Consider the following 24834-nt stretch of genomic DNA (forward strand, 5'->3'; position numbering starts at 1 on the left):
GTGCTCAACGGTACTCCGCCCCCGGCAACGGCGGGTCACGCCAGAAGCGGCGTTGTTGACGCATCGACCGGGCCGGCTGAAACCGCCCCAGTTGCAGATGAATGGCGCCCTGTTCGGCGCTGTCATGGATGTGTATGCCCTGTTTGCGGTAACGGGCGATGACCGTCGGGTGCGGATGGCCGAATGAATTGCCCTGCCCTCGGGAAATCAGCACGGCCTGTGGCTGCAAAGCCTTGAGCAAGGCCATCGATGAGGAACTGCGGCTGCCGTGATGCGGGGCTTGCAGCCACTGGGTTTGAACTGCCAGCGCGCTGTTGAGCAGATCCCGTTCGGCGGCGCTGTCGATGTCGCCGGTCAGCAGCAGCCGTTCGCCGTTGGCTTCGATCTGCAACACACAGGAACGCTGATTGCTGTCGTGGGCGTCGGCCCATTGCCATAGATGAAAGGCAACGCCGTCCCACTGCCATTGCCGGCCGCTTTCACAGGCCTCCGCGTTCAGTTCTTCGGGCAGGCCCGGCGGATCGCCACTGATGACCCGGCTGACCGGCAATCCTTTCGCCACGGCGAGTGCGCCACCCGCGTGATCGGCATCGGCATGGCTGAGCAGCATCAGGTCGAGGTGTTCGACCCCCAGTTTGCGCAATGCCGGCAGCACCACTCGCTCGCCGAGGTCGAAGTCGCCGAAACGCGGGCCGCTGTCGTACAGCAAGGTGTGATGCCGGGTGCGGATCAGAATCGCCAACCCCTGACCGACATCCAGTTGCCAGACATCGGCCACGCCTTCGGCCAGACGCTCTCGGGGCGGAAATGCCAGTACCAGCAGCAATGGCCAGCCCAAAGGACGCAAGGGAACGCCTCGAGGCAGCAATACCAGCACTGCACCAAGACCTCCCAGCGCCCAGACCCACCACTCCATCGTCGTCGGCACCCACGCTGGCCAACGACCGGCAATCAGGGCCAATGCACGGAACAATCCGTCGATCAGTCCACCGGCCAGCCACAGCAGCCCTTCCCCGACATAGGGGATCGGCAGCAGCAATGTGCCCAGCAACGCCGGCGGCAGCACCGCGAAACTGACCCACGGCACCGCCAGCAGATTGGCCAGTGGCCCGCTGAGACTGATCGGAAGGCTCAGCGCCACCAGCACCGGGCACAAGCCGATCGCAATCAGCCACTGCGCGCGCGTCCAGGTCTGCCACCAGCGCCATGGCCCCAGACGGCCACCGAAGGTGAAGATCAGCACGGCGACCGCGATAAAGGACAGCCACAACCCCGGACGCAGGCTGGCCAGCGGATCCATCAACAACACGCCGTTGAAGGCCAGCAGCAACGGCCACCACGCACCGAGGTGGCGAAAACGCAAACGCCACAACAACACCAGCGCAACCATCACGCAGGCCCGCCGCACCGGCACGTCGAATCCGGCTAGCAGGCCGTAACCCAGTGCCGCCGTGAATGCCAGACCGCACGCCCAGGGCAGCCAGGGCCAACGCAACGGCCAGATCCCGACCCGCGCCAGCCCGGCGACCAGCGCATACATCAACGCCGCCAACAGCCCGATGTGCTGACCGGAAATCACCAGCAGGTGCACGGTGCCGGTGTCCTGCAAGGTCTGCCAGTCTTCGCGACTGAGTCCCGAGCCATCGCCGAGTACCAACGCGGCCAAGGCTCCGTTACGTCCCTGGGCATCCACTGCAAGCAGGCGCTGGCGAATGCTGTCGCGCCAGGCCCACTGCGCCGGCGCCAGGCGCTCGCCATCCTTCACCGTCCCGGTAGCGCCGATGCGCTGCGCCAGCAGCCAGGCTTCGTAATCGAACGCATCCGGATTGAGCAGGCCACCGGGACGCTTGAGCTTGACCGCCAGTCGCCAGCGTTCGCCACTGCTGACCTCAGGCCCGGCGTACCACGCCAGGCGCATCAGCGACGGCAGTTTCTCGTGACGCGAGCGTGCATCGGCCAGTTCGAAGCGCACGACGCCCTCGGCATTCTGCGGCAAGCCGACGACGCGCCCTTCCACCCAGCGCGTTTCGCCATCCAGCCGGGAAGGCAGTCGATCATTCAACGCCATCTGCGCGTTGAAGCTCGCCCATGCGAATCCAAGCAGTAAAAACGCCAGTGGATAGCTGCGAAACGGCAGCAGCATCAGCGCCACCCACGGCAACACCAGCAATAACCCGACCGGCGGCAAGGCCGGTAAAAAAACCGGAGCCAGCAGACCGACCGCCAGCGCCATCATCCCTGTGCGCATAAGCCCGTCCTTGAGAGTCCCACCTTCAGGCATAGCGGTTGCGGGGCACGACCGTCGTTATCAATTGTCACAAAGTCTGAATGGGCGGTTCGTAGAATCCAGACATACTTGCCGCCTTAACCGACCGAGAAGCCTTATGCCCCGGCGCTTATTCAAACGTTACATGCCCGACCCGACGAGCATCAGGGAACACAAATCCTTACGCTTTCTCGGTACGTTGCTGCATGACCCGAACCTCTGGCACCTCAATCGACACTCGGTAGCCCGCGCCATGGCCGTTGGCCTGTTCGCCGCGTTCCTGCCGATTCCCGCACAGATGCTGGTGGCCGCCGTCCTCGCGATCATGGTGCGCGGCAACATGCCGATTGCCGTGAGTCTGGTCTGGCTGACCAACCCGATCACCATGCCGGCGGTGTTCTTCTGCACGTATCAGGCCGGGGCCTGGCTGATGGATGTGCCCGCCCGCACGCTGCCCGACGAATTGACCTGGGAATGGATCAGCGGAGAGCTCTCGACCTTGTGGCAACCGTTCCTGCTGGGTTCGGTGGTGGTCGGGCTGGCACTGGGCGCCCTCGCCTACTGTCTGGTGATGATGTACTGGCGCTGGTGGGTGGCCCGGCAATGGGCGCGGCGCAAGAAAAGACGTCAGGCGTGAATGCAAAACGGCCTCCACTGTGGGAGGCCGTTTTTCATTGCAGCATTGAAGGGATCAGGTGCGCATGCCGCGCCCGCTCACCAGCAACCGCGAACAACCGATATACAACACCACGGTCGCCACCAGCATGAAGGTGATCGCGATGCCGATACGGATATCCGACACACCGAGGATGCCGTAACGGAAGGCGTTGACCATGTGCAGCACCGGGTTGGCCAGCGACACGGTCTGCCAGAACGGCGGCAGCAAGGTGATCGAATAGAACACGCCACCGAGGTAAGTCAGCGGGGTCAGCACGAAGGTCGGGATGATCGAGATGTCATCGAAGTTACGTGCGAACACGGCGTTGATGAAGCCCAGCAGCGAGAAGATCGTCGCCGTCAGCACCACCACCAGCACCGTCACACCGAGATGGTGCACCTGCAAATGGGTGAAGAACAGCGACAGGATCGTCACGATCACACCCACCATCAGGCCTCGCAGGACGCCACCGATCGTGTAACCGATCAGGATCGTGTGCGGCGACACTGGCGACACCATCAGTTCTTCGATGGAGCGCTGGAACTTGCTGCCGAAGAAACTCGACACCACGTTGCCATAGGAGTTGGTGATCACCGACATCATGATCAGCCCCGGCACAATGTACTCCATGTAGGTGAAACCACCCATGTCACCGATCTGCCGGCCGATCAGGTTACCGAAGATCACAAAGTACAGGACCATGGTGATCGCCGGCGGCAGCAGGGTCTGCGGCCAGATCCGGGTGAAGCGTCTGACTTCGCGGTAAACGATGGTGTTGAGGGCAACGAGGTTGGGGCGCAGCTCGGAACTCATACCGCCACCTTCGACAGATTTTTCTCCACCAGGGACACGAACAGCTCCTCAAGGCGATTGGTTTTATTGCGCAGGCTCAGCACTTCGATGTTCTGCAGGGCCAGTTGGCCGAACAACGCGGTGATGCCCATGGACTTGTCGACCTGGACTTCCAGGGTATGGCCGTCCAGCAGACGTGCCGGATAACCCGCCAGTTGCGGCGCGGCACTCAGACCGTTCTTCAGATCCAGCAGGAAAGTCTCCACATGCAGTTGGCCGAGCAGCTGACGCATGCTGGTGTTCTCGACGATGGTGCCGTGGTCGATGATGCCGATGTTGCGGCACAACTGCTCAGCCTCCTCCAGGTAGTGGGTGGTGAGGATGATGGTGATGCCTTTCTGGTTCAGTTCGGTGAGGAACGTCCACATCGAACGGCGCAGTTCGATATCCACCCCGGCGGTCGGTTCATCGAGGATCAGCAGACGCGGTTCATGCACCAGCGCCCGGGCGATCATCAAACGACGCTTCATGCCGCCGGACAGCGAACGCGACGGCACATCGCGTTTGTCCCACAGGCCGAGCTGGGTCAGGTACTGCTCGGCGCGTTCCTTGGCGATCTTCGCCGGAATGCCGTAGTAACCGGCCTGGGTCACGACGATGTCGAAGGTCTTTTCGAACTGGTTGAAGTTGAATTCCTGGGGCACCACGCCGATCGAGCGCTTGAGCGCCGCCGGGTTCTTGTCCAGGTCGTGGCCAAAGATATTCACGGTGCCGCTGGTCTTGTTGACCAGGGTCGAGAGAATGCCGATGGTCGTGGATTTGCCGGCACCGTTGGGGCCGAGCAAGGCGAAGAAGTCACCTTCGGCGACGTCCAGATCGATACCACTCAAGGCCTGGAACCCGTTGCCGTAGGTTTTGGTTAGCTGCCGGATGGACAGAGCGGAACTCATATCGGATTTACGCACCCAGTGAAGAAAAAAGGACTGATAAAAGGCCGGCGGCGAGGAAGACAACCGCAGCGCTCGAGCGCAATGGTGCTTGCCGTCGCCGCACAAGTACAGTCAAGTGTGTCGATAGTAGGTATTAAGTCAACGCGGTCATGACAGCTTTCTGATACGCCGGACGCTGCTTCAACCGCGCGTACCAGGCTTCAAGATTCGGCTGTGGCGCGCGCTCGATCGGCATCTCGAACCAGGCGTAAATGAAACTGCCGAGCGGGATATCGCCCATGCCGATTTCATTGCCGGACAGATACGGCTGGTGCTTCAGTGCCTGATCGGCCATCGCCAGCAAGCCGTCACATTCTTTGATCGCCGCGTGGATTGCCGGCCAGTCCTGGTTGTCTGCCGGGGTACGCAGGACGCCCCAGAACACTGTGCGAAACGGTCCTGCAAAACTGGAAGTCGTCCAGTCCATCCATTTGTCAGCGGTGGCGCGGGTCTGCGGATCCGCCGGGTACCACGAAGTGTCGGCTGCATGCTTTGCCAGCAGGTAACGCACAATGGCATTGGATTCCCACAGCACAAAACCATCGTCCTGAATCACCGGTACCCGCCCGTTCGGGTTCATGGCCCGGTACTCCGGCGTGTCGACCACACCAAACGCGCCACCGGCATCGATGGCCTCGTAGGCCAGCCCGAGCTCTTCGGCAGCCCACAACGGTTTTCTGACATTCGACGAATTCTTGCGACCCCAGATCTTCAGCATGACCGCCTCTTTTCCAGTAAATGGGCAGGCAGCATACGCCGGATCAGAGGCTGCCGACATCACCGCGCATGTCACCGGACAGTGGCTTCTGCTGATCGTTGAACAGGTGCGGATAACATTTCTGCAGATGTTCGAAGAAAAAAGATTCCGGTACATCGGCGAACTGGCCGTGATCGACCAGGTACTCCATCAGCAGCGCGCCATCGCTGTTGTACGGGTGGAAAACGCTGTCGTTCACGCCATCGAATTCCAGCGGCGCAACGTTGAACAGTTCGCAGAGCTTCTGGTTGAACGCGGGGGTGGCTTTCACCCAGCTATCATTGAGAAACAGCTCGGTATAACCATGCATGGCGAACACTTCGCTTCTCAGCAATTCAAGCAGACGCGGCGTCGACAGATGATTTTTCACATCCGCCAGACCGATGCGCGCGGGGATCCCGCAATGGCGCGCGCAACCGGCGAGCAACGTGGCCTTGGGTACGCAATAACTCTCACCCGCCGCCAGCGCGTAGCTGCCACGCAAGGTCTGCGGGTCGCGGCTGAAGGTGTACATGTTGTAACGCACCGCCTCGCGCACGGCGTAATAAAGACTGATCGCCTGCGCGAGCGGATCGCGGCTGGCACCACGGTGCTGCTCGGCGAACTCCACCACCGAGGGGTGGTCACTATCGATGAAGCGGCCGGGGCTCAGATACTCGTGCATGACGACATTCTCCTGATTGAGCCCCGAGTCTAGCGAGAGGTTCAGCACAGAGATAACGACGTTTCGGCCAAACATGCACGCAAAGACGCGGAAGCGGCGAACGATTTCCCACGCGTGTTGCCCACCGAACCTACAAAAGACATCCGGGGTTTCCCACGATTTCAATCACCTTGCTCTGACCGCCCCGTTTTGCAGATGCCGTCTAAGCTCTGGTGGGTCGGTTCGCCCTGGTTCACGGAGGATTAAATATGCTGTTGTTGTGGATACTGGTTCTGATCGTCGGCGTGGCGTATCTGGCCCACCGGCGCATCGCCCCGCTGCCGGCACTGGGCATCGTTGCCGCTTACCTGTTGGCGATGGGAATTTTCAGCCACGCACCGGGCTGGTTGCTGCTGATTTTCTGGGTCGTGCTGGCCCTGGTGGCCGCCCCGCTGCTGTTGCCTGACCTGCGCCGCAAACACTTCACCGCGCCGCTGTTCAGCTGGTTCCAGAAAACCCTGCCACCGATGTCGCAGACCGAACGCGACGCGATCGACGCCGGCACGGTGTGGTGGGACGGCGAACTGTTCAGCGGCCGTCCGGACTGGGACAAGCTGCTGTCTTATCCAAAAGTGCAACTGACTGACGAGGAACAAGCGTTCATCGACGGCCCGACCGAAGAGCTCTGCGCGATGGTCACCGACTGGCAGATCGGCCAGTCGATGGATCTGCCGCCCGAAGCCTGGACTCACATCAAGGAACACGGTTTCTTCGCCCTGATCATTCCCAAGGAGTTCGGCGGCAAGGGTTTCTCCGCCTACGCCCACTCCCAGGTGGCGATGAAACTGGCGACCCGCAGCGGCGACCTGGCCTCCACCGTGATGGTGCCCAACTCCCTCGGCCCGGCCGAACTGCTGCTGCATTACGGCACCGACGAACAACGTAATCACTACCTGCCACGGCTGGCCCGGGGCGACGACATTCCGTGCTTTGCGCTGACCGGTCCGCTCGCTGGTTCAGACGCGGGTGCGATGCCCGACACCGGTATCATCTGCAAAGGCGAATGGGAAGGTCAGGAAACCCTCGGCCTGCGCCTGAACTGGGAAAAACGCTACATCACCCTCGGCCCGGTCGCGACTTTGCTCGGCCTCGCCTTCAAGGCCTATGACCCGGATCATCTGCTCGGCGACAAGGAAGACCTCGGCATCAGTCTCGCGCTGATTCCGACCGACACTCCCGGCGTGGAAATCGGTCGCCGCCACCTGCCGCTGGGCGCGGCGTTCATGAACGGCCCCAACTCCGGCAAGGACGTGTTCATCCCGCTGGACTTCCTCATCGGCGGCCAGGACATGCTCGGCAAAGGCTGGATGATGCTGATGAACTGCCTGTCGGTCGGGCGTTCGATCTCGCTGCCGGCGGTGGGCACCGGCGCGGCCAAGTTCACCAGTCTGGTGACCGGGCAGTACGCGCAGATTCGTGAGCAGTTCAACGTGCCACTCTCAGCGTTCGAAGGCATTCAGGAAGCCATGGCGCGGATCGGCGGCAACGCCTGGATGATGGACGCCGCACGGATGCTGACCGCCAACGCGGTGGATCTGGGCGAGAAACCTTCGGTGCTGTCGGCGATCCTCAAATACCACCTCACCGAACGCGGTCGCGAGTGCATCAGCCACGCCATGGACGTGCATGGCGGCAAGGCGATCATCATGGGCCCGAACAACTATCTGGGTCGCAGCTGGAACGGCGCGCCGATCTTCATCACCGTGGAAGGCGCCAACATTCTTTCGCGCAACCTGATGATCTTTGGTCAGGGCGCAATCCGCTGTCATCCGTTCGTGCTCAAGGAAATGGCCCTCGCCGGTCGCGAGGACAAGGATCAGGCACTCAAGGAATTCGACGGCCTGCTGCTCAAGCACATCGGATTTGCCGTGAGCAACGCCGCCAGTACGCTGGTGCTGAACCTCGGTTTCGGTCATTTCGAACATGCGCCGGGAGACAAGCTCAGCCAGGGTTATTTCCGTGCGCTCAACCGTCAGGCTGCCGCGTTTGCCATGCTCGCCGACCTGAGCATGATGCTGCTGGGCGGCGAACTGAAACGCCGCGAGCGTCTGTCGGCGCGTCTGGGTGACGTACTGAGCAACTTGTATCTGGCATCCGCAGCGCTCAAGCGTTATCACGACCTCGATTCCCCGGCGTACATGGAACCGCTGTTCCGATGGGCCATGGAAGAAAGCCTCGGCCAGTCGGAAAAAGCGCTGGATGAACTGCTGACCAACTTCCCGAACCGGGTCTTCGGCTGCCTGCTGCGAGTGATCGTGTTCCCGTTCGGTCGCCGCCACAAAGGCCCGTCGGACAGACTCGGTGCCGAGGTGGCTGCGGTCATCGGCCGGGCCAAGGGCGATCCGGCACTGGAAGAACTGCTTGCCGGCTGCTATCGCCCGCAATCGGCCGACGATGCGGTCGGTGCACTGCAACATGCCTGCGATCAGTTGAACGCTGCGCAACCGCTGCACAAAAAACTGCACACCTCGCTCAAGAGCGGTCAGGTCAAACCGGTCGCCGGCGAACATGCCATCGATGCGGCGCTGGAAGCCGGAGTGTTGCAGGCCGTGGAAGCCCAGACCCTGCGTGATGCCGAAGCCGCGCGGCGCAAGGTGATCGATGTCGATGATTTCGACAAGGAGCAACTGAAACCGGCGGAAGGCAAAATCCGCTGATCCCTTCAATCAGTGAAAAACGGGCGCAGGGGCTTTATACTCCCGCGCCCGTTTTGCTCTTGAGGACTTATCTCGTGTCCAACGTCGTTGCCGATCATCTGGTTTTGCTCGACCACCTGCGCAGTATCCTGGTCGCCGTAGGTGAGGCCGATCAGGTTCCCGAAGAAAGCCATGCCCTGTTCCTGGAGCGTTTCGACGAACTGCTGGCATCCCTGCCGATCGAGCCGATCGAAAGCCAATACCTGGGCCAGGACATCCTGACTCAAGTGATTACCCGTTACCCGCAAATTGCCCACCTGATCCCGCGGGATCTGCTGTGGTTCTTCGCTGGCGACTGCCTGCATTACCTGTCCGACGAAGAAATCGACATGTACCAGGCTCTGGAAGAACGCCGCTACGAAGCCGAACAGAACGACGAACCGTTCGACTGGAACCAGGAAAAACAGCTGCTGGCGATGTCCGCCCAGGACAGCAAGCACTGATTTTCACCCAATAAAAAAGGCCCGCATGGTGATCCATGCGGGCCTTTTTTATTGGGTCAGAGCAACCCTTCACTCTCGGGCAATTCGTACTCGGCCAACGGTTTTGAACCGCCGGACTTTCCCGGCTTGCTCAGAGTCGGCTCTTTCTCCAGGCACTCCACCAGATAGTCGATGAACACCCGCAACTTCGGTGGCAGATAGCGCGTTGGCGAATGCAATAACCACAACCCGCCGTGGTAAGACGCCAGGAATGTCCAGTCCGGCAGCACCTGCACAATCAGCCCCTGTTCCAGGGCATAACGCGCGGTGAAATACGGCAGGCTGCCAATGCCGATGTGCTGCAACACGGCGCCCAGACGCACGCCGGTGTGATTGGCGGCATACCGCCCGCGCACGCCGACGGTGACGGCTTTCGTGCCTTTCTTGAATTTCCAGCGTGCATCACTCGGGGTTTCGCCCAGATAAATGCAACTGTGGTTGAGCAAATCGTGAGGATGGGTCGGCGTCCCGTGTTCGGCCAGGTATTGCGGCGTCGCGCAGAGCAAATGGTCGATGGTCAGCAGCTGTCGCCCCACCAGTCCGGCCGGTGGACGATCCGTGATGCGGATAGCCAGGTCGACATGATCGTCGATCAGATCGACCTGGCGGTCTTCCAGCAACAACTCCACATCGACCTTTGGATAGCGCCGCAGAAATTCCGGCATGTGCGGATGGATCACGAAACGCCCCACCGCTTTCGGCACGCTGACCCGCACCAGACCTTCGGCTTCGTGGGTGAACTGGCCACTGATCTCCATCACCGACTTCGCTGCGCTGACCATTTCCTGGCAGCGCTTGAACACTTCTTCTCCGCCATCGCTCAAGCGCAGTTTGCGCGTGGTGCGTTGCAGCAGCCGTGTGGCCAGCGCCTTCTCCAGCCGGGAAATGCTGCGGCTGACGGCCGATGGCGATGAGCCCAATTGGCGAGCGGCTTCGGAGAAACTGCCGGTCTCGACGACCTTGACGAAAATCGCCATTTCACCGAGCAGCGGCAGCGGTAGATTTATGCTCACAGCGCAACAGTCCTTTGATGTTTGAACGGATTATCACGTTATTGCACGATTCATATAATTAAAAAAGAAACTTTAATAAGGGCATGGAATATGACGCTTCGCCTCTTTTTCCATAGTGATGACCTCAAGGCCAATGTGGAAGTCCTCGACTGCACGCCCCACGAGAACGAATTCGCCGTTGTGTTGCGCGCCACGCTTTTTCACCCTCAGGGCGGTGGCCAACCCTGTGATACCGGATGGATTGGCGACAGCCAGGTGCTGCGAGTCGTCCAGGAACCGGACCGGATCATTCATTTCGTCGATCAACCGGTTCCACTGGGCATGACCCAGATTCGCGTCGACGAAGAACGCCGCCGCTTCAACACCCGCATGCACTCTGCCGGGCATTTGATCGGCCACTTTGTCCAGGCCATGGGCTGGATGCCGATCAAGGCCCACCATTGGCCAGACGAAGGTCGGGTGCAATTCAAACCCGGAGATTCGGCCCAGGAAGTCGATGCACAAATCGTTCAATACGGCATCGGCCAGTGGATCGAACACGATCTGCCGCGCCTGACGTCCCTGCGCGAAGGTGCGCGGGAAATCGGTTTCGGTGAACTGCCAGCCTATGGCTGCGGTGGCACCCATGTACGCAGCCTGAAGGATCTGGGCACAGTCACGATCGCGTCCCTTTCGCAGAAGAAAGGCACGTTGTCCGTCCACTACAGCGTGGATTGAGGATTTCGGGCGCTGCCAGATGCAGCGTCCGACGCCGGGGGAACCGCGTTCGCCGGTTCCGTTGACTATTCGATAGATGGACCTGAAACCATGATGCTTGACGTCGAGCGTCTCGATGAGACGTGCATAAAAAAACTGGCCAACGAAGAAGTCCTCGCCATCCGCGTCAAGGGCTTTCTGCCCCAGGCGCAGGCGATCCAGATTGGCGACAAGATCCTCGCTCCCGGCTTCGAGGGCTACATCAACGCGCCCAGTATCGGTCGCATCGGCATGGCGTTCTACGAGGCGGAAAACCAGCCGCTGCTGATCGAAGACTACTTCGAGCGCGCCACCAGCAACATCGCCGAACTGCGCAACCGCTGCGCGCCCTACTCGTCGCCGGTCGACACCCTGCGCTGCATGCTCGACGAATCCTGGCCGGCGGGTGCCCATCTGGAAAACCTCTACGGTCGCAAGATGTATGTCGGCCTGTCCCGAGTGGTGAAACCGGGCGTGTGCTTCCTCGCCCATCACGACATCTTCGCCAAGGACGCCCCGGAGAGTTTCCAGGCCCGCAGTCTGGAGGCGCAGTTCGCCTGCAACGTCTACCTCAACATGCCGACCGAGGGCGGCGCGTTGCAGATGTGGGAAGACGACATCTCGCCGGACCGCTTCGACGAAATGCGTGGCGACAGCTACGGCATCGACCCGGCACTGCTCGGCCCGCCCGCACTCGAAGTACGCCCGGAGCCGGGGGATTTCATCATGTTCAATTCGCGTCGCATGCACTCGGTAACGCCGGGCGTGGCCGATCCGCGCTTGAGCCTTTCGTTTTTTGTCGGCTATCGCGGCAATGCTTCACCCCTGACTTTCTGGAGCTGAAATGACATCGAATTACCTGGGCGAGTTTCTGGCGCTGGCCACCATCCACTTTCTGGCCGTGGTCGCTCCCGGCCCGGACTTCGCCGTGACCATCCGCCAGAGTGTGCGTTTCGGCCGCTTGGTCGGCATCTGCACGGCACTGGGCATCGGCGCGGGAATTTCCGTGCACGTGCTGTACACCCTGCTGGGCGTCGGCGCCTTGATGCACACCACGCCCTGGCTGCTGACCGTCGCCAAAGTGGTCGGCGGTGCTTACATTCTTTATCTGGGCGTCAGCCTGATCCGCAGCAAACCGAAGACGGCACTGGAAGGCGAAAAGACCAGCGATGAACCGCTGGTTGAGCAATCGCTGTTCAAGGCGTTTTCCACCGGTTTCCTGACCAACGCCACCAACCCCAAGGCCACGCTGTTTTTCCTGGCGATCTTCACCACGATCATCAGCGCCAGCACACCGCTGCAAATCCAGGCCCTGTACGGGTTGTGGATGTGCGGCGTGAATGCGTTGTGGTTCGTGATCGTTGCGCTGTTCTTTTCCAGCAGCAAAGTGCGCGTGCTGTTCATGCGCATGGGCCACTGGTTCGAGCGCAGCATGGGGGTGATTCTGATCCTGTTTGCCGGGCGTCTGGTGTTGTCGATGTAAACCACCCACCAAAAAAAAGGCTCGCACAGTCGGACTGGCGAGCCTTTTTTAATGAAGTCATTCGTCGGTTTTCTTCGCGGACTGTCAACTCTGACAGTTGCCGGAAAAGCGGATAAGGCATGTAGTTCGATCCACGGGGGGCTCCCGCAGCCCGTGCTGATAGGAACGCCATCATGCCGATTCATGAGCCATCCGTTCATTCTCCAAGCGAATCCGTTCATGCGGATCTGCCAGGCTTCGTGCAAAAACGAATCGAAAGCCACACCATCGGTCGCGTTCAACAGCGCTGGGCGGGTCAGCACTTGTTGCGAGGTATACAGCCCTCACCCGGCGCGCTGCACCTGTCGAGCAACGACTACCTGAGTCTGACTAGCGAACATCATTTGATAGAGGCCCAGGCACAAGCCGTTCTCCAGGCTCGTCATCAATTGCTGATGTCGGCCGTTTTCCTTCACGGTGACACTTCCACTGCCCGACTGGAACAGCGATTGGCCCGATTCATGGGGGCCCGGAACGCTATTCTCTGCGAGTCAGGTTGGGCTGCCAACGTCGGGTTATTGCAGGCAATCGCCAGCGAGGATCATCCGGTCTATCTGGACATGAACGCCCATATGTCGCTTTGGCAAGGCGCACAGGCTGCGCGGGCGCGTCCGATTCCCTTCATCCATAACGATGCAGAGCATGCAGCACGGCAAATCAAAAAGAATGGGCAAGGGGTGATTGTCGTCGATGCGGTCTACAGCACCAACGGCAGCCTTTGTCCCCTGAAGGACTTTGCCGCTCTTGCCAAGCGCCGTGACTGCGTGCTGCTCGTCGACGAATCCCATTCTCTTGGCACACACGGCCCTGAGGGTGCAGGACTGGTTGCTCAGGAGCATTTATCTGGGAAAGTACACTTCCAGACCGCCAGCCTGGCCAAGGCGTTCGCCGGGCGTGCAGGACTGATCACTTGCCCGGATTCGTTCAAGGATTACTTCGCCACGGAGTCCTACCTCGCCATTTTCAGCTCCAGCCTGCGGGATAATGAATTGAGCTGGTTTGAACGCGCAGCGGACTTTCTGCAACACGCCGATGAACGACGAGACCGACTGCGCGCAGTCTCCCGCCTGGTCCGGACAGCCCTTGCGCAATTGGGCTATGACGTCAGCGCCGGCACGGAACAGATCATTGCATTACAGCCTGGACGAGAACTGCTCACGCTTCGGTTGCGCGATGCCTTACAGGCTCGCGGTATTTTTGGATCGGTTTTCTGCGCGCCGGCCACTGCGCTCAATCGCTCCCTGATGCGTTTCTCAATGAATTCGGAACTCACCGGGAAAGATGTCGAACGACTTGTCGGCGCCTGCGCCGAAATCAGGGATGAGGTCAGGTTGAAGGACTGGAAATGCGCCAGTTCGGCCGGGCGTAGATCACCCATGACAGATCTGGAAAGTGACTGAAAATTTTCCATATTGACTGTCGGTCCCGTCCTAGACACTTCCAGCCGGCCTTTTTCGATTCTGCGCCGCTTTTGCATTTCTGTGCGACGCGTCCCACTTCGGGGGCTCCCCTATCACTCGCTGGTGGTGTTAGTTTGCGAAACCGTCTGACGCTTCCATCAGACACCTCCTACTCACTGCCTGCAAAGGAATGCCCTTAGCAATGGACTTTTCACTCAAGCAACTGGCCGCGTCGACGTTGATTCTGGCCAGCCTTTCGTCCGTCACACTGCCAGCCCACGCCAACCTTACCGAGCAGCAGAGTGCGACCATCCTCAAGACATTCAATGAGGCGAAGGTCAGTGATTTCAGAGCGTTTCTCGGCGATCTGGCCAAGAACGACCTGAGCAAGACCGACGATCTGCGTCCAGCCATCAGCGCCTTCCTCGACAACAAGACGCTGACCGCCGAACAACAGAACGAGATCCATCGCCTGCTCGGCCTCTACACCCGCGTGAAGTACGGCAAAGCCGCGCTGGAAACCCTGCGCGAACTGGTGGAAATCCCGACCTACCGCAAGGACGGTGTCGATCAGCACGACAACCCCGAGTTCATCAAGATCGCGGGCAAGATCAAGGATCTGGCCGAGTCTTTCGGCCTGAACTACCGCAACATCGACAATCGCGTTTACGAAATCTCCCTCGACGGCAGTGGCAAGGACGTCGTCGGCATTCATGCTCACGCCGACGTGGTGCCGGTAACGCCGGAGAACTGGGTGCTGAAGGACGGCACCAAACTTGATCCGTTCAAGGTCACGCTGATCGGCGACCGCATGTACGGCCGTGGCACCGAGGACGACAAGAACGGCATCGTCGTGACGCTCTACGCCATGAAGGTGATCAAGGAAGAGAAGTTGCCACTGGCGCGCAATTTCAAACTGCTGGTGGACACCACCGAAGAAACTACCGGCGACGCGATTCCTTACTACTTCGAACGCAACCCGACGCCGGAATACAACCTGGCACTGGACGGCGGCTACCCGGTGGTGATTGCCGAGAAAGGCTACGGCACGGTCATGGCCAAATTTGCCAAGCGCAAAGCCGAGGGCAAAGGCGCGGAAATCACTTCGATGACCGGTGGCCTGGCGACCAACCAGATTCCATCAGTTTCGGTCGTCACCCTGGTGACTGACAAACCTGCCGACCTGGCGGCCAGCCTGCAAAAGGCCGGCGCTGAATACGCCAAGCGCAATGGCGGCGATTTCGAAGTGAACGCCAAGGTCGATGGCAAAGACGTCAAACTCACCGTCACCGGTGTTTCCGCGCACTCGTCCGAGCCTGAATCCGGCGTCAACCCGGTCGCCCGCATGCTCGACTTCATTCACAGCGTGGACGGCAAAATCGCCTTCAAGCACAACCACATCACCGACGCTGCGCACTACGCCGCCGACAACTGGGGCCTGGATTACAAGGGCAGCAAGCTGGGCGTCGGTTTCGCCGATGACTTTATGGGCCCGCTGACCACTTCCCTGACCTACGTTGGCATGGACGAAAAAACCTTCAAACTCGCAGTCAACCTGCGCGTGCCGAAGGGCAAATCGCCGGAAGTGCTCAAGACCGAGATCGCCGACAAACTGGCAGCCTGGAGCAAGAAAAACCATGTTGCGGTGAACTTCGACTATTCGATCGCCGAACCGATGTACCGCAACCCTGAAGGCGAGTGGGTCAAGGCACTGTTGGCCGTGGCCACCGAGAATCTGGGCATGAAACACGAATTCGGCACCTCGGCCGGCGCCACCTCGGTGCATGAACTGCCGAACGGCGTGCAATTCGGCCTGGCACGACCGGAGGTCAAGTACACCGGTCACACCGACGGCGAGTTCAAGACCGTTGACCAGTTCCTGCTGGACCTGCAGATCGTCACCGAAATGATGGGACGCATCGGGCAATTGCCGAAGCTCTGATCGCGTATCGGGCCTGCCACATTGGCGGGCCCACAAAAAAAGGACCTCGCGGTCCTTTTTTATTGCGCGACAAAAAACGCACAAACAAAAACGCCGCTCATCACTGAGCGGCGTTTTTGTTGAATATGGAGCGGGAAACGAGACTCGAACTCGCGACCCCGACCTTGGCAAGGTCGTGCTCTACCAACTGAGCTATTCCCGCAATGGCGTCCCCTAGGGGACTCGAACCCCTGTTACCGCCGTGAAAGGGCGGTGTCCTAGGCCACTAGACGAAGGGGACAGGCTACAACTTTCACTAATAAAAACGCCGCTCTTTGCAAAGCGGCGCTTTTTGAATTTGGAGCGGGAAACGAGACTCGAACTCGCGACCCCGACCTTGGCAAGGTCGTGCTCTACCAACTGAGCTATTCCCGCAAATGGCGTCCCCTAGGGGACTCGAACCCCTGTTACCGCCGTGAAAGGGCGGTGTCCTAGGCCACTAGACGAAGGGGACACGCTACCCGGAACACATGGTGTGTGTTTCGGTGTCCAGATCCGTCTCCGAAGATTGGGTTCTGGTTTCACTCAGCACCGCCCGAAAGCGTTGCTGTTTAAAATTGGAGCGGGAAACGAGACTCGAACTCGCGACCCCGACCTTGGCAAGGTCGTGCTCTACCAACTGAGCTATTCCCGCATTGGCGTCCCCTAGGGGACTCGAACCCCTGTTACCGCCGTGAAAGGGCGGTGTCCTAGGCCACTAGACGAAGGGGACACACTACAACATTCACTCCCTGCCGCGTTTCGCTGTGTGCTTTACGCTGCAAGTGGCGCGCATTCTATGGATGGATTGAAAGGTCGTCAACCCCCAGATATAAATTTATTTAAATCAATGACTTCGACCTGCTTTACCAGCCGTTTCAGGCTTTTGCGTCGCCCGACGATTGACGCCTATATTCCGACACTCGCCAAGGCGTTATAGTCCACGGCACAGGTGATGGCAATCTGCACCCCAAGGGCCAGCATTTATATAAGCCGGTTCCTGGCCGATACAGATACAGCTTCGCCGATCCAAACCCGTCGAGCGGCGCTAGGCTCCTCTATGCCAAGCCACTACACTCGCACGCGAACCCTATAAAGAGGTCTTACCGGTGACACCACTCATGATCACCCTGCTAGTCATAGCCGGGATCGCAATCTTGATCGCCATTGGCTACATGAACCATGTGGTGGAAAACACCAAACTGGAGAAGGCCCGCACCAAGGTCGAACTCAACGACCGCCTGCGCCGTTGCGGCGAACTGACCGAAACCTTCCCCGGCCAGTTCATGACCCCGGCCCTCAAACTGCTGCTGACCCGCCTTGAGCTGAACGTCTGCCAGCGCCTGCTGAACCTGGAAAAAACCAGCGCCACCACCAAGGCCCGCATCACTGAACTCAGCGCCCTCGTCGCCCAGGGCGAATCGATCCCGGTCAACAACCCACCGGCCCCGATCCAGACCGAAGCCAAGGCCAAAGACGTCCGCTTCCTCCTCGAAGCCCTCCACGGCCAGATCACCCGCGCCGCCCAGGACGGCTTCCTGCCACCGAACGAAGCCAAACACTGGATCCGCGAAGTACGCCACATCCTCGTGCTGCTGCACATCGAGTTCTTCAACAACCTAGGCCAACACGCCCTCCAGCAAAACCAACCAGGCCAGGCCCGCCTCGCCTTCGAACGCGGCGTGCAATACCTGCGCAAACAGCAGGACCCGCAAATCTACGCCGAACAACTCCAATACCTGGAAAAACTCCTGGCCCGCGCCAACGCCCAGGTCATGGACAAGATTGCCCCGGTCGAAGGCGAAGAAAACCAACTGACTGCCGGCCTCAAAGATGTCGAGGCTGACGCGGACTGGAAGAAGAAAGTAATTTACGACTGAGTGCTTGCAGAGAGAGAAGCCACCGAGAGGTGGCTTTTTTATTGGCTGATGATCAGAAATGAATCCAAAACCGCCATCGCCAGCAAGCTGGCTCCCACGGAAAAGCAAAAGCAGCCCGCAGGCGCTTCTCGCTTCTCGCTTCTCACTTCTCGCTTCTCGCTTCTCGCTTCTCGCTTCTCACCACTCAACACGATGAGCGTTAGCTCAAGTACCGCTTTTGACGTGCCGGCCCCATCGGAAGGCTGAGTGGAGGGATTTATCCGGGGGTGGGAGCGCAGCGACCGTGCGGCGAAGCCGCATGCATCGAGAGGAGGTGCAGCGAAGCAAACCGTAGGCGATGCCCCCGGATGAATCCCGTAACGAAGGAACCTCGAGCCTCAGCGAGAGGCCGAACGCAGGGGCCCAGCCTTTTGGTTCCTTTTTGGCGTTTGAAAAAGGGACTCGCCGTAAGGGCGAAACCGCCAGCGGCAGCACCCGCAGAAACGGATATGAACGCAATAAAACGGGAACCTGGTCGGCCCAAAGGCCGCCAAGTCCAAATCAAAGCCGAAAATGCCCCACCATCCCCTTGAGCTCACTCCCCAACTGCGCCAGCTCAACACTCGAAGCCGCATTCCCCCGCATCGCAATCGAAGACTGATCCGCACTCGCCCGAATACTCGTCACACTGCGATTGATCTCCTCCGCCACCGAACTCTGCTCCTCGGCCGCCGCCGCAATCTGCTGATTCATCTGCTGAATCAACGAAACCGCCGCCGCAATACTCCCCAACGCACTCTCGGTCTGCAACGCATCACTCACCGCCAGCTTCACCAGCTCACCACTGCTCTGAATCTGCTGCACCGACGAATGCGCCGCTGAACGCAAGGCGCTGACCAGCCGCTCGATCTCCTCGGTCGACTGCTGCGTGCGCCGGGCCAGCGCCCGCACCTCATCGGCGACCACCGCAAAGCCCCTGCCCTGCTCGCCCGCCCGCGCCGCTTCGATCGCCGCGTTGAGCGCCAGCAGGTTGGTCTGCTCGGCGACACTCTTGATCACCCCCAGCACCGTGCCGATGTTCTGGATTTCCGCACTGAGGCTTTCGATGCTCGAACTGGCCGACGTCGCCGAATCCGCCAGTTGCTCGATCCGCGCCATGCTCTGACGCACCACCTGCTGGCCGCTTTCGACCTTGCCATCAGCGGTCTGCGCCGCGAGCGCCGCCTCTTCGGCATTGCGCGCCACATCGTGCACGGTGGCGGTCATCTGGTTCATGGCCGTGGCGACCTGTTCGGTTTCCTCTTTCTGGCTGCTGACCTCAAGGTTGGTCTGTTCAGTCACCGCCGACAGCGATTGCGCCGAACTCGCCAGCTGTTCGATCCCCGCCTGCAACCCGCTGACAATCGTGCTCAAACCCGCGCCCATCTGCTGCATGGCCAGCATCAACTGACCGATTTCGTCACGCCGGGAGACCTCGATCGTTGCGCTCAGATCACCGGCCGCAATCTGTTGCGCCACATGAATCACGCTGCGCAACGGTGCAACGATCAACCGGGTAATCACCCACGCCGCAATCAGCCCCACCAGCAACGCCAGCGCCGATGAGCCAATGATCAGCACCGAATTCTTTTTCAGTTCGCCCTGCATGGCGCCGTCTTGCGCGACATACGCCTGATCGACCCGCGCCACGACTTCGTCGGCCCGCTGGTGCAACTGCTGGTAGACAGTCTTTTCCTGGGCCAGCAACCCGGTGTACTCGGCAAGCTTGTCGCTGAAACCGGCAATGTGCCCGGAGACCTCACTGAGCACCGTCAGGTAATCCTCGTCCTTGACCGTAGACTTGAGCTGCTCAGCCTGGGCCTGGGCTTGCGCAGCCTGCTCGATATTGCCCTGGCCGGCGCTGTCGTCACCCTTGCGGCTTTGATCCAGGCGCACCCTCGCTTCGTTCATCGCCTGCAACATCAAGCGTGAGACCTGACTGACCTGTCCGGCCTGCTCGATGAATTGCGCCCCGTCCTTGCCCTCGCTGTCTTTCAGGGTGTACGCGCCGTCGTCGGCCAGACCGGCCTGCAACACATCGAGATTGTTGGCGACGCTGGACACCGACCAACTGGCCATTTCCAGCGCCAGGTCCTTGGCCTGGGACAACGAGACGAACTCATCGAATGCCTTGCGGTACGCGCCCAATGACTGTTGGACGTCGTTCATGACCGACTCATTGCCCGGCGACAAAATCTTGAGTTGGTCGGCCATGGCGATCAGACCGTCGACCCCCTCGTGCAAGGCATCAACGGTTTTCGGGTTGCCGTGCAAGGCGTAGTCCTGCTCCAGCAGCCGCACCTTGAGCAGGCCACTGTTGAGCGACGACATCTGTTTGAGGCCGTCGAAACGCTGACTGATGGTTTGCAGGGACCAGACGCCAATGGCTGCCACCAGTGCAGTCAGCAGCAACACCAGCACAAACCCGATACCCAGTTTTTTTGCCATACCGAGGTTGGCAAAACGTCCTTGCACGGCCGAAATCATTGCGCGTAGTCCCCTGCCATAGTCTGTTGTCGAAGATTCGCAACGGCCTTGAACCAGCACAAGTCTCTGGCGTCGGAATAATGGCAAAAAGCTACGCACGCGTCGTTTTCAGAACGCTTGAGGTCGATCCACGGTGGTGCTGCGAAAAAACTGTCGTGCCCGGGGATCACAGGCGTAAGCCACGTTGATGCGCTGCCAGTCGCAGGCTTCGCCACTGGGGCTGAACGACGTTGCACAAGACAGCTGCACCCCGCAGCGCGAGGCATGCCTGCGCAAGTGCGCCTCATCGGCCAGCGGCGCGCGCGCCCAGATGAACAGGCCGCCCGTGGGCTTGCCGAACACTTCCCAGTCGGCATCCTCCAGGGCCTGCAAGGCCGCCGCACGATCAGTATTGAGACGCTGGCGCTGGCGCTGCACCAGTTTGCGATAGGCGCCACTGGCCAGCATTCCGGCCAGCACCGCCTCGCAAAACCTCGAGGTGCCCATGCAACTGATCATCTTGACCCGCGCCATCCGCTCGATCAGTTCGCCGTCGGCCAACACGAATCCCACCCGCAGCGAGCTGCTCAGGGTCTTGGAAAAACTGCCGACATAAATCACCCGCCCCTCGTCATCCAGCGCTGCCAGTCGAGTGCCGCTGCCGTTATGCAGGTCAGCGTAGACATCATCTTCGATCAGCCGCAGATCGTAGGCCCTGCTCAACTCCAGGATCCGTCGCGCGACGGCCGGCAGCAGGCAGCTGCCCGTGGGATTGTGGTGGTGACTGTTGATGAACAACGCTGTGGGCCGAAACTGCTGCAGCAACGCTTCGAGCGCCTCGAGATCCGGCCCGCCCGGCGTGCGGCGTACCTCCAGCATGCGCACGCCGTGCAAACGCAGGAGATCGAACAGCGGCGCATAACCGGGGGTTTCGACCACCACGCAATCACCGGCCTTGAACAGGGTACGCACGATCAGGTCCAGTCCGTGGCTGGCGCCGGCGGTGGTCATTACCTGTTCTTCAACGGCCTTGATACTCAGCAATCCCAAGCGCTTGACGATCTGTTCGCGCAACGCCGGCAATCCCAGAGGCGTGCTGTAGTTGAACAGGCTGGCCATGTCGGCGCGCGTCACCTCGCGAATCGCATAGGCGAGATCATCGGGCTCGCGCCAACTCTCTGGCAGGACGCCACTTCCCAGCGTCAAACCGCTGCGCCATCTGGCGGCGGGATCGCCCCCGCTGCGCTCCCCCTCACACCCGGAGCCATCGATCGCCTTGCAGCACCCGGGCAACGAAGCCGCCACCATGAATCCCGAGCCCTGCCGCGAGGCCAGTACCCCTTGCGCCACCAGGCGCTCGCAAGCCTCCATGACGCAGGACTGGCTGAGCAGATTGCACCGCGCAATCTCTCGCACGGAGGGCAGACGCGTCGTCGGCGGCACCTGCCCCTGCATGATCCACTCAGTCAACCCGTCAACAATCTGCTGTACGACCGGCACCATTGCCAGTCGGTCAATTCTCAATTCCATGAGCACGCAAACTCCTGTCCGTTTTGCTGGCGGCAGTAAATCACAGCCACGCCCTTGAGGCTGTGCGACAAAACCGCCAAAAGCCTCCGTTCTCACCATTTGAAACACATTGTTTAGCGGATTCACGGAACCGCTCCCGAGGCGAAAAAAAACCCGCCGGTGGGCGGGTCCTTTTTTGTATCAGTCGACGCTTCCTTAGAAGGCGGTCACGCCGCCATCCACTGCCAGCGAATGGCCAGTGGTGAAGGCCGCACCATCGCTGCACAGGTACAGCACGGCGCTGGCAATCTCCTCGACCTTGCCGATGCGACCGACCGGGTGCATGGCGTTGGCGAATTCGCCTTTCTTCGGGTCGGCCTCATAAGCACGGCGGAACATGTCGGTGTCGATCACCGCCGGGCATACGGCGTTGACGCGGATTTTCTTCTTGGCGTATTCGATCGCAGCCGATTTGGTCAGGCCGATCACCGCATGCTTGGAAGCCGCGTAGATGCTCATCTTCGGCGCAGCGCCCAATCCAGCCACCGACGCAGTGTTGACGATCGCCCCGCCGCCCTGAGCCAGCAGCAACGGCAGCTGATACTTCATGCACAGCCAGACGCCCTTGACGTTGACACCCATGATCGCGTCGAACTCGTCCATCGAGCCTTCGGCCAGTTTGCCCTTCTCGATCTCGATCCCGGCGTTGTTGAAGGCATAGTCGAGACGGCCGTAGGTATTGATCACCTCGTCCATCAGATTTTTCACTTCGCTTTCGACGGTCACGTTGCAGCGCACGAAGGTCGCTTCGCCACCGGCTGTACGAATCAGCGCCACGGTGCCCTCGCCCCCGGCCGCATCCAGATCGGCCACCACCACTTTCAGACCTTCGGCGGCGAATGCCTGGGCCGTCGCGCGGCCGATGCCGTTGGCCGCGCCGGTGACGACGGCTACCTGACCGGAAAACGTCATGCTCATTGTTATGTCCTCGAATGCGGGGGGATTGATGAAGGCAGCATAGCCACAGGGGCTTGAGTGACGTCAGCACTATCAAAAGGCCGGTTAGGCTTGCATGAATCGCAGTGATGAAACCCCGCCGGGGACTATCACCGTACTGGATCAACCTGCATTCGCCCCGTGAGCCAACCTTGCGGCATCGCGCATGAAGGTCTATCAACAAGGCTTCATTCAATTCGAGTGCCTGTCATGACCAACCAGACCAATCGCCAGTTCCTGCTCGCCAAACGCCCGGTGGGCGCCGCCACCCGCGAGACCTTCACCTATCAGGAAGTACCGGTCGGCGAGCCGGCGGCGGGGCAGATTCTGGTCAAGAACGAATACCTGTCCCTCGACCCGGCCATGCGCGGCTGGATGAACGAAGGCAAATCCTACATTCCCCCGGTGGGTCTGGGCGAAGTCATGCGCGCGCTGGGCGTAGGCAAAGTCGTCGCGTCAAACAATCCGGGGTTTGCCGTCGGCGACTACGTCAACGGTGCCATTGGCGTGCAGGATTATTTCCTCGGCGAGTCAAGAGGTTTCTACAAGGTCGATCCGAAACTGGCACCGCTGCCGGTTTATTTGTCCGCACTGGGCATGACCGGCATGACCGCCTACTTCGCCCTGCTCGATGTCGGCGCACCGAAAGCCGGCGACACCGTGGTGTTGTCCGGTGCAGCGGGCGCGGTCGGCAGCATTGCCGGGCAGATTGCCAAGATCAAAGGTTGCCGGGTGATCGGCATCGCCGGCGGCGCCGACAAGTGCAAGTTCCTGATCGATGAACTGGGCTTCGACGGCGCCATCGACTACAAGAGCGAAGACGTGCTCGCCGGCCTCAAGCGCGAGTGCCCGAAAGGCGTGGATGTGTATTTCGACAACGTCGGCGGCGACATCCTCGACGCGGTGCTGAGCCGCCTGAACTTCAAGGCGCGTGTGGTGATCTGCGGCGCGATCAGCCAGTACAACAACAAGGAAGCGGTCAAAGGCCCGGCCAACTACCTGTCGCTGCTGGTCAACCGCGCGCGGATGGAAGGCTTCGTGGTGATGGATTACGCCGCGCAGTACGCCAGCGCCGCCCAGGAAATGGCCGGCTGGATGGCCAAGGGTCAGCTCAAGAGCAAGGAAGACATCGTCGAAGGCCTGGAAACCTTCCCCGAGACCTTGGGCAAACTGTTCAGCGGCGAGAACTTCGGCAAACTGGTGTTGAAGGTCTGAAAACAAAGAAGGGAGCCATCGGGCTCCCTTCTTTGATGCTTCAGCTGTTCGCTCAGGCCAGTTCGGCAACCACCGAGGCCAGTGCCTTGGCCGGATCCGCCGCCTGGCTGATCGGACGGCCGATCACCAGATAGTCGGAACCGGCATCCAGCGCCTGACGCGGGGTCAGGATGCGACGCTGGTCGTCCTGGGCGCTGCCCGCCGGACGAATCCCCGGGGTCACCAGTTGCAGCGACGGGTGCGCGGTTTTCAGCGCGGTGGCTTCCAGCGCCGAGCACACCAGACCGTCCATCCCGGCCTTCTCGGCCAGTGCCGCCAGACGCAGCACCTGCTCCTGCGGCTCGATGTCCAGACCGATACCCGCCAGATCCTCACGCTCCATGCTGGTGAGCACGGTCACGCCGATCAGCAACGGCTGCGGGCCGCTGCGCTTGTCCAGCTCTTCACGGCAGGCCGCCATCATGCGCAGGCCGCCGGAGCAGTGAACGTTGACCATCCACACGCCCATCTCGGCAGCGGCCTTGACCGCCATCGCCGTGGTGTTGGGAATGTCGTGGAATTTCAGGTCGAGGAATACTTCAAAACCCTTGTCACGCAGGGTGCCGACGATTTCCGCGGCGCAACTGGTGAACAGTTCCTTGCCCACTTTGACCCGGCACAGTTTCGGGTCCAACTGGTCGGCCAGCTTCAGTGCGGCGTCACGGGTAGGGAAATCCAGGGCGACGATGATAGGAGTCTGGCAGGCGGACATGGATGGGCTCTCAGGCAAGTCGAAAT

At 60.5% G+C, this 24834-nt stretch carries 20 protein-coding genes, 6 tRNA genes and 1 pseudogene; 10 read left to right on the forward strand and 17 right to left on the reverse strand.

Going from position 1 to position 24834, the window contains the following annotated elements:
* Positions 1-4: 4 nt before the first annotated feature.
* Positions 5-2248, reverse strand: coding sequence for a DNA internalization-related competence protein ComEC/Rec2 (locus ABTV87_RS21550; protein WP_433898331.1), 2244 nt, complete (start codon positions 2246-2248; stop codon positions 5-7).
* Positions 2249-2384: 136 nt separating this feature from the next.
* Here ABTV87_RS21550 and ABTV87_RS21555 point away from each other — a divergent pair, with 136 nt between their 5' ends.
* On the forward strand, positions 2385-2903 hold the full coding sequence (locus tag ABTV87_RS21555) for a DUF2062 domain-containing protein (RefSeq protein WP_007950764.1): 519 nt from the start codon (positions 2385-2387) through the stop codon (positions 2901-2903).
* A 54-nt stretch (positions 2904-2957) separates the two neighbouring features.
* On the opposite strand, the gene ABTV87_RS21560 is transcribed toward ABTV87_RS21555, so the two are convergent.
* The 4 genes from ABTV87_RS21560 to ABTV87_RS21575 all read right to left on the reverse strand — a co-directional run bounded on the left by ABTV87_RS21560 (position 2958) and on the right by ABTV87_RS21575 (position 6126).
* Complete coding sequence (locus tag ABTV87_RS21560) at positions 2958-3737, reverse strand: ABC transporter permease (protein WP_007950763.1); 780 nt, start codon at positions 3735-3737, stop codon at positions 2958-2960.
* The gene (locus ABTV87_RS21565) at positions 3734-4666 is read right to left on the reverse strand and encodes an ABC transporter ATP-binding protein (protein ID WP_007950762.1); all 933 of its coding nucleotides are present in this window, start codon (positions 4664-4666) and stop codon (positions 3734-3736) included. Before ABTV87_RS21565 ends, ABTV87_RS21560 begins: the two co-directional genes overlap by 4 nt.
* Positions 4667-4799: 133 nt before the next feature.
* Positions 4800-5423 (reverse strand): glutathione S-transferase family protein, encoded by a 624-nt coding sequence (locus ABTV87_RS21570; protein ID WP_433898332.1) that lies wholly within the window; start codon positions 5421-5423, stop codon positions 4800-4802.
* A 43-nt stretch (positions 5424-5466) separates the two neighbouring features.
* Positions 5467-6126, reverse strand: coding sequence for a transglutaminase-like domain-containing protein (locus ABTV87_RS21575; RefSeq protein WP_433898333.1), 660 nt, complete (start codon positions 6124-6126; stop codon positions 5467-5469).
* 248 nt (positions 6127-6374) lie between these two features.
* On the opposite strand from ABTV87_RS21575, the gene ABTV87_RS21580 reads away from it, so the two are divergent.
* Together ABTV87_RS21580 and ABTV87_RS21585 are read left to right on the forward strand one after the other, a co-directional pair.
* Positions 6375-8822: an acyl-CoA dehydrogenase gene (locus ABTV87_RS21580; RefSeq protein WP_433898334.1), complete on the forward strand. Its 2448-nt coding sequence runs from the start codon at positions 6375-6377 to the stop codon at positions 8820-8822.
* 74 nt (positions 8823-8896) lie between these two features.
* The gene (locus ABTV87_RS21585; protein ID WP_007950758.1) at positions 8897-9304 is read left to right on the forward strand and encodes a PA2817 family protein; all 408 of its coding nucleotides are present in this window, start codon (positions 8897-8899) and stop codon (positions 9302-9304) included.
* Between the two features lie 56 nt (positions 9305-9360).
* Here ABTV87_RS21585 and ABTV87_RS21590 read toward each other — a convergent pair whose 3' ends face one another.
* On the reverse strand, positions 9361-10356 hold the full coding sequence (locus ABTV87_RS21590; RefSeq protein WP_064598590.1) for a LysR family transcriptional regulator: 996 nt from the start codon (positions 10354-10356) through the stop codon (positions 9361-9363).
* A 90-nt stretch (positions 10357-10446) separates the two neighbouring features.
* On the opposite strand from ABTV87_RS21590, the gene ABTV87_RS21595 reads away from it, so the two are divergent.
* From ABTV87_RS21595 to ABTV87_RS21615, 5 genes are all read left to right on the forward strand, one after another.
* Positions 10447-11073 (forward strand): hypothetical protein, encoded by a 627-nt coding sequence (locus ABTV87_RS21595; RefSeq protein ID WP_085607355.1) that lies wholly within the window; start codon positions 10447-10449, stop codon positions 11071-11073.
* A gap of 90 nt (positions 11074-11163) precedes the next feature.
* Positions 11164-11934: a 2OG-Fe(II) oxygenase gene (locus tag ABTV87_RS21600; RefSeq protein ID WP_007952184.1), complete on the forward strand. Its 771-nt coding sequence runs from the start codon at positions 11164-11166 to the stop codon at positions 11932-11934.
* Position 11935: 1 nt separating this feature from the next.
* On the forward strand, positions 11936-12574 hold the full coding sequence (locus ABTV87_RS21605) for a LysE family translocator (RefSeq protein WP_064383517.1): 639 nt from the start codon (positions 11936-11938) through the stop codon (positions 12572-12574).
* Between the two features lie 173 nt (positions 12575-12747).
* Positions 12748-14013: an alpha-hydroxyketone-type quorum-sensing autoinducer synthase gene (cqsA, locus tag ABTV87_RS21610; RefSeq protein ID WP_433898335.1), complete on the forward strand. Its 1266-nt coding sequence runs from the start codon at positions 12748-12750 to the stop codon at positions 14011-14013.
* 202 nt (positions 14014-14215) lie between these two features.
* On the forward strand, positions 14216-15955 hold the full coding sequence (locus ABTV87_RS21615; RefSeq protein ID WP_433898336.1) for a dipeptidase: 1740 nt from the start codon (positions 14216-14218) through the stop codon (positions 15953-15955).
* A 126-nt stretch (positions 15956-16081) separates the two neighbouring features.
* Here ABTV87_RS21615 and ABTV87_RS21620 read toward each other — a convergent pair.
* From ABTV87_RS21620 to ABTV87_RS21645, 6 genes are all read right to left on the reverse strand, one after another.
* Positions 16082-16157 (reverse strand) — tRNA-Gly (locus ABTV87_RS21620).
* 2 nt (positions 16158-16159) lie between these two features.
* Positions 16160-16235 (reverse strand) — tRNA-Glu (locus ABTV87_RS21625).
* 58 nt (positions 16236-16293) lie between these two features.
* Positions 16294-16369, reverse strand: a tRNA-Gly gene (locus ABTV87_RS21630).
* A gap of 3 nt (positions 16370-16372) precedes the next feature.
* Positions 16373-16448 (reverse strand) — tRNA-Glu (locus tag ABTV87_RS21635).
* 104 nt (positions 16449-16552) lie between these two features.
* Positions 16553-16628, reverse strand: a tRNA-Gly gene (locus ABTV87_RS21640).
* Between the two features lie 2 nt (positions 16629-16630).
* A tRNA-Glu gene (locus ABTV87_RS21645) sits at positions 16631-16706 on the reverse strand.
* Between the two features lie 388 nt (positions 16707-17094).
* Between ABTV87_RS21645 and ABTV87_RS21650 the strand changes: the two genes are divergently transcribed.
* Positions 17095-17853, forward strand: coding sequence for a hypothetical protein (locus ABTV87_RS21650; RefSeq protein WP_011335462.1), 759 nt, complete (start codon positions 17095-17097; stop codon positions 17851-17853).
* A 540-nt stretch (positions 17854-18393) separates the two neighbouring features.
* Here the strand turns inward: ABTV87_RS21650 and ABTV87_RS21655 are convergent.
* The 4 genes and pseudogenes from ABTV87_RS21655 to ABTV87_RS21670 all read right to left on the reverse strand — a co-directional run bounded on the left by ABTV87_RS21655 (position 18394) and on the right by ABTV87_RS21670 (position 22824).
* Positions 18394-19275, reverse strand: a complete 882-nt coding sequence (locus ABTV87_RS21655; RefSeq protein ID WP_371857318.1) for a methyl-accepting chemotaxis protein — start codon at positions 19273-19275, stop codon at positions 18394-18396.
* 27 nt (positions 19276-19302) lie between these two features.
* Positions 19303-20358 (reverse strand): annotated as a pseudogene (locus ABTV87_RS21660) (methyl-accepting chemotaxis protein); the annotation flags it as partial.
* Positions 20359-20466: 108 nt separating this feature from the next.
* Positions 20467-21867: a PLP-dependent aminotransferase family protein gene (locus tag ABTV87_RS21665; RefSeq protein WP_433898337.1), complete on the reverse strand. Its 1401-nt coding sequence runs from the start codon at positions 21865-21867 to the stop codon at positions 20467-20469.
* Positions 21868-22062: 195 nt separating this feature from the next.
* A complete protein-coding gene (locus ABTV87_RS21670) occupies positions 22063-22824 on the reverse strand; it encodes an SDR family oxidoreductase (protein WP_007917441.1) in 762 nt (253 codons plus the stop codon).
* 228 nt (positions 22825-23052) lie between these two features.
* Here ABTV87_RS21670 and ABTV87_RS21675 point away from each other — a divergent pair, with 228 nt between their 5' ends.
* Entirely contained in the window at positions 23053-24057 is a 1005-nt protein-coding gene (locus ABTV87_RS21675; protein ID WP_433898338.1) for an NADP-dependent oxidoreductase, read from the forward strand.
* A 52-nt stretch (positions 24058-24109) separates the two neighbouring features.
* Here the strand turns inward: ABTV87_RS21675 and pyrF are convergent, their stop codons facing one another.
* The gene (gene pyrF, locus ABTV87_RS21680; RefSeq protein WP_007960372.1) at positions 24110-24808 is read right to left on the reverse strand and encodes an orotidine-5'-phosphate decarboxylase; all 699 of its coding nucleotides are present in this window, start codon (positions 24806-24808) and stop codon (positions 24110-24112) included.
* Positions 24809-24834: the final 26 nt, after the last annotated feature.

Source organism: Pseudomonas sp. PSE1(2024) (assembly GCF_050990555.1).
GTDB lineage: Bacteria > Pseudomonadota > Gammaproteobacteria > Pseudomonadales > Pseudomonadaceae > Aquipseudomonas > Aquipseudomonas aphyarum.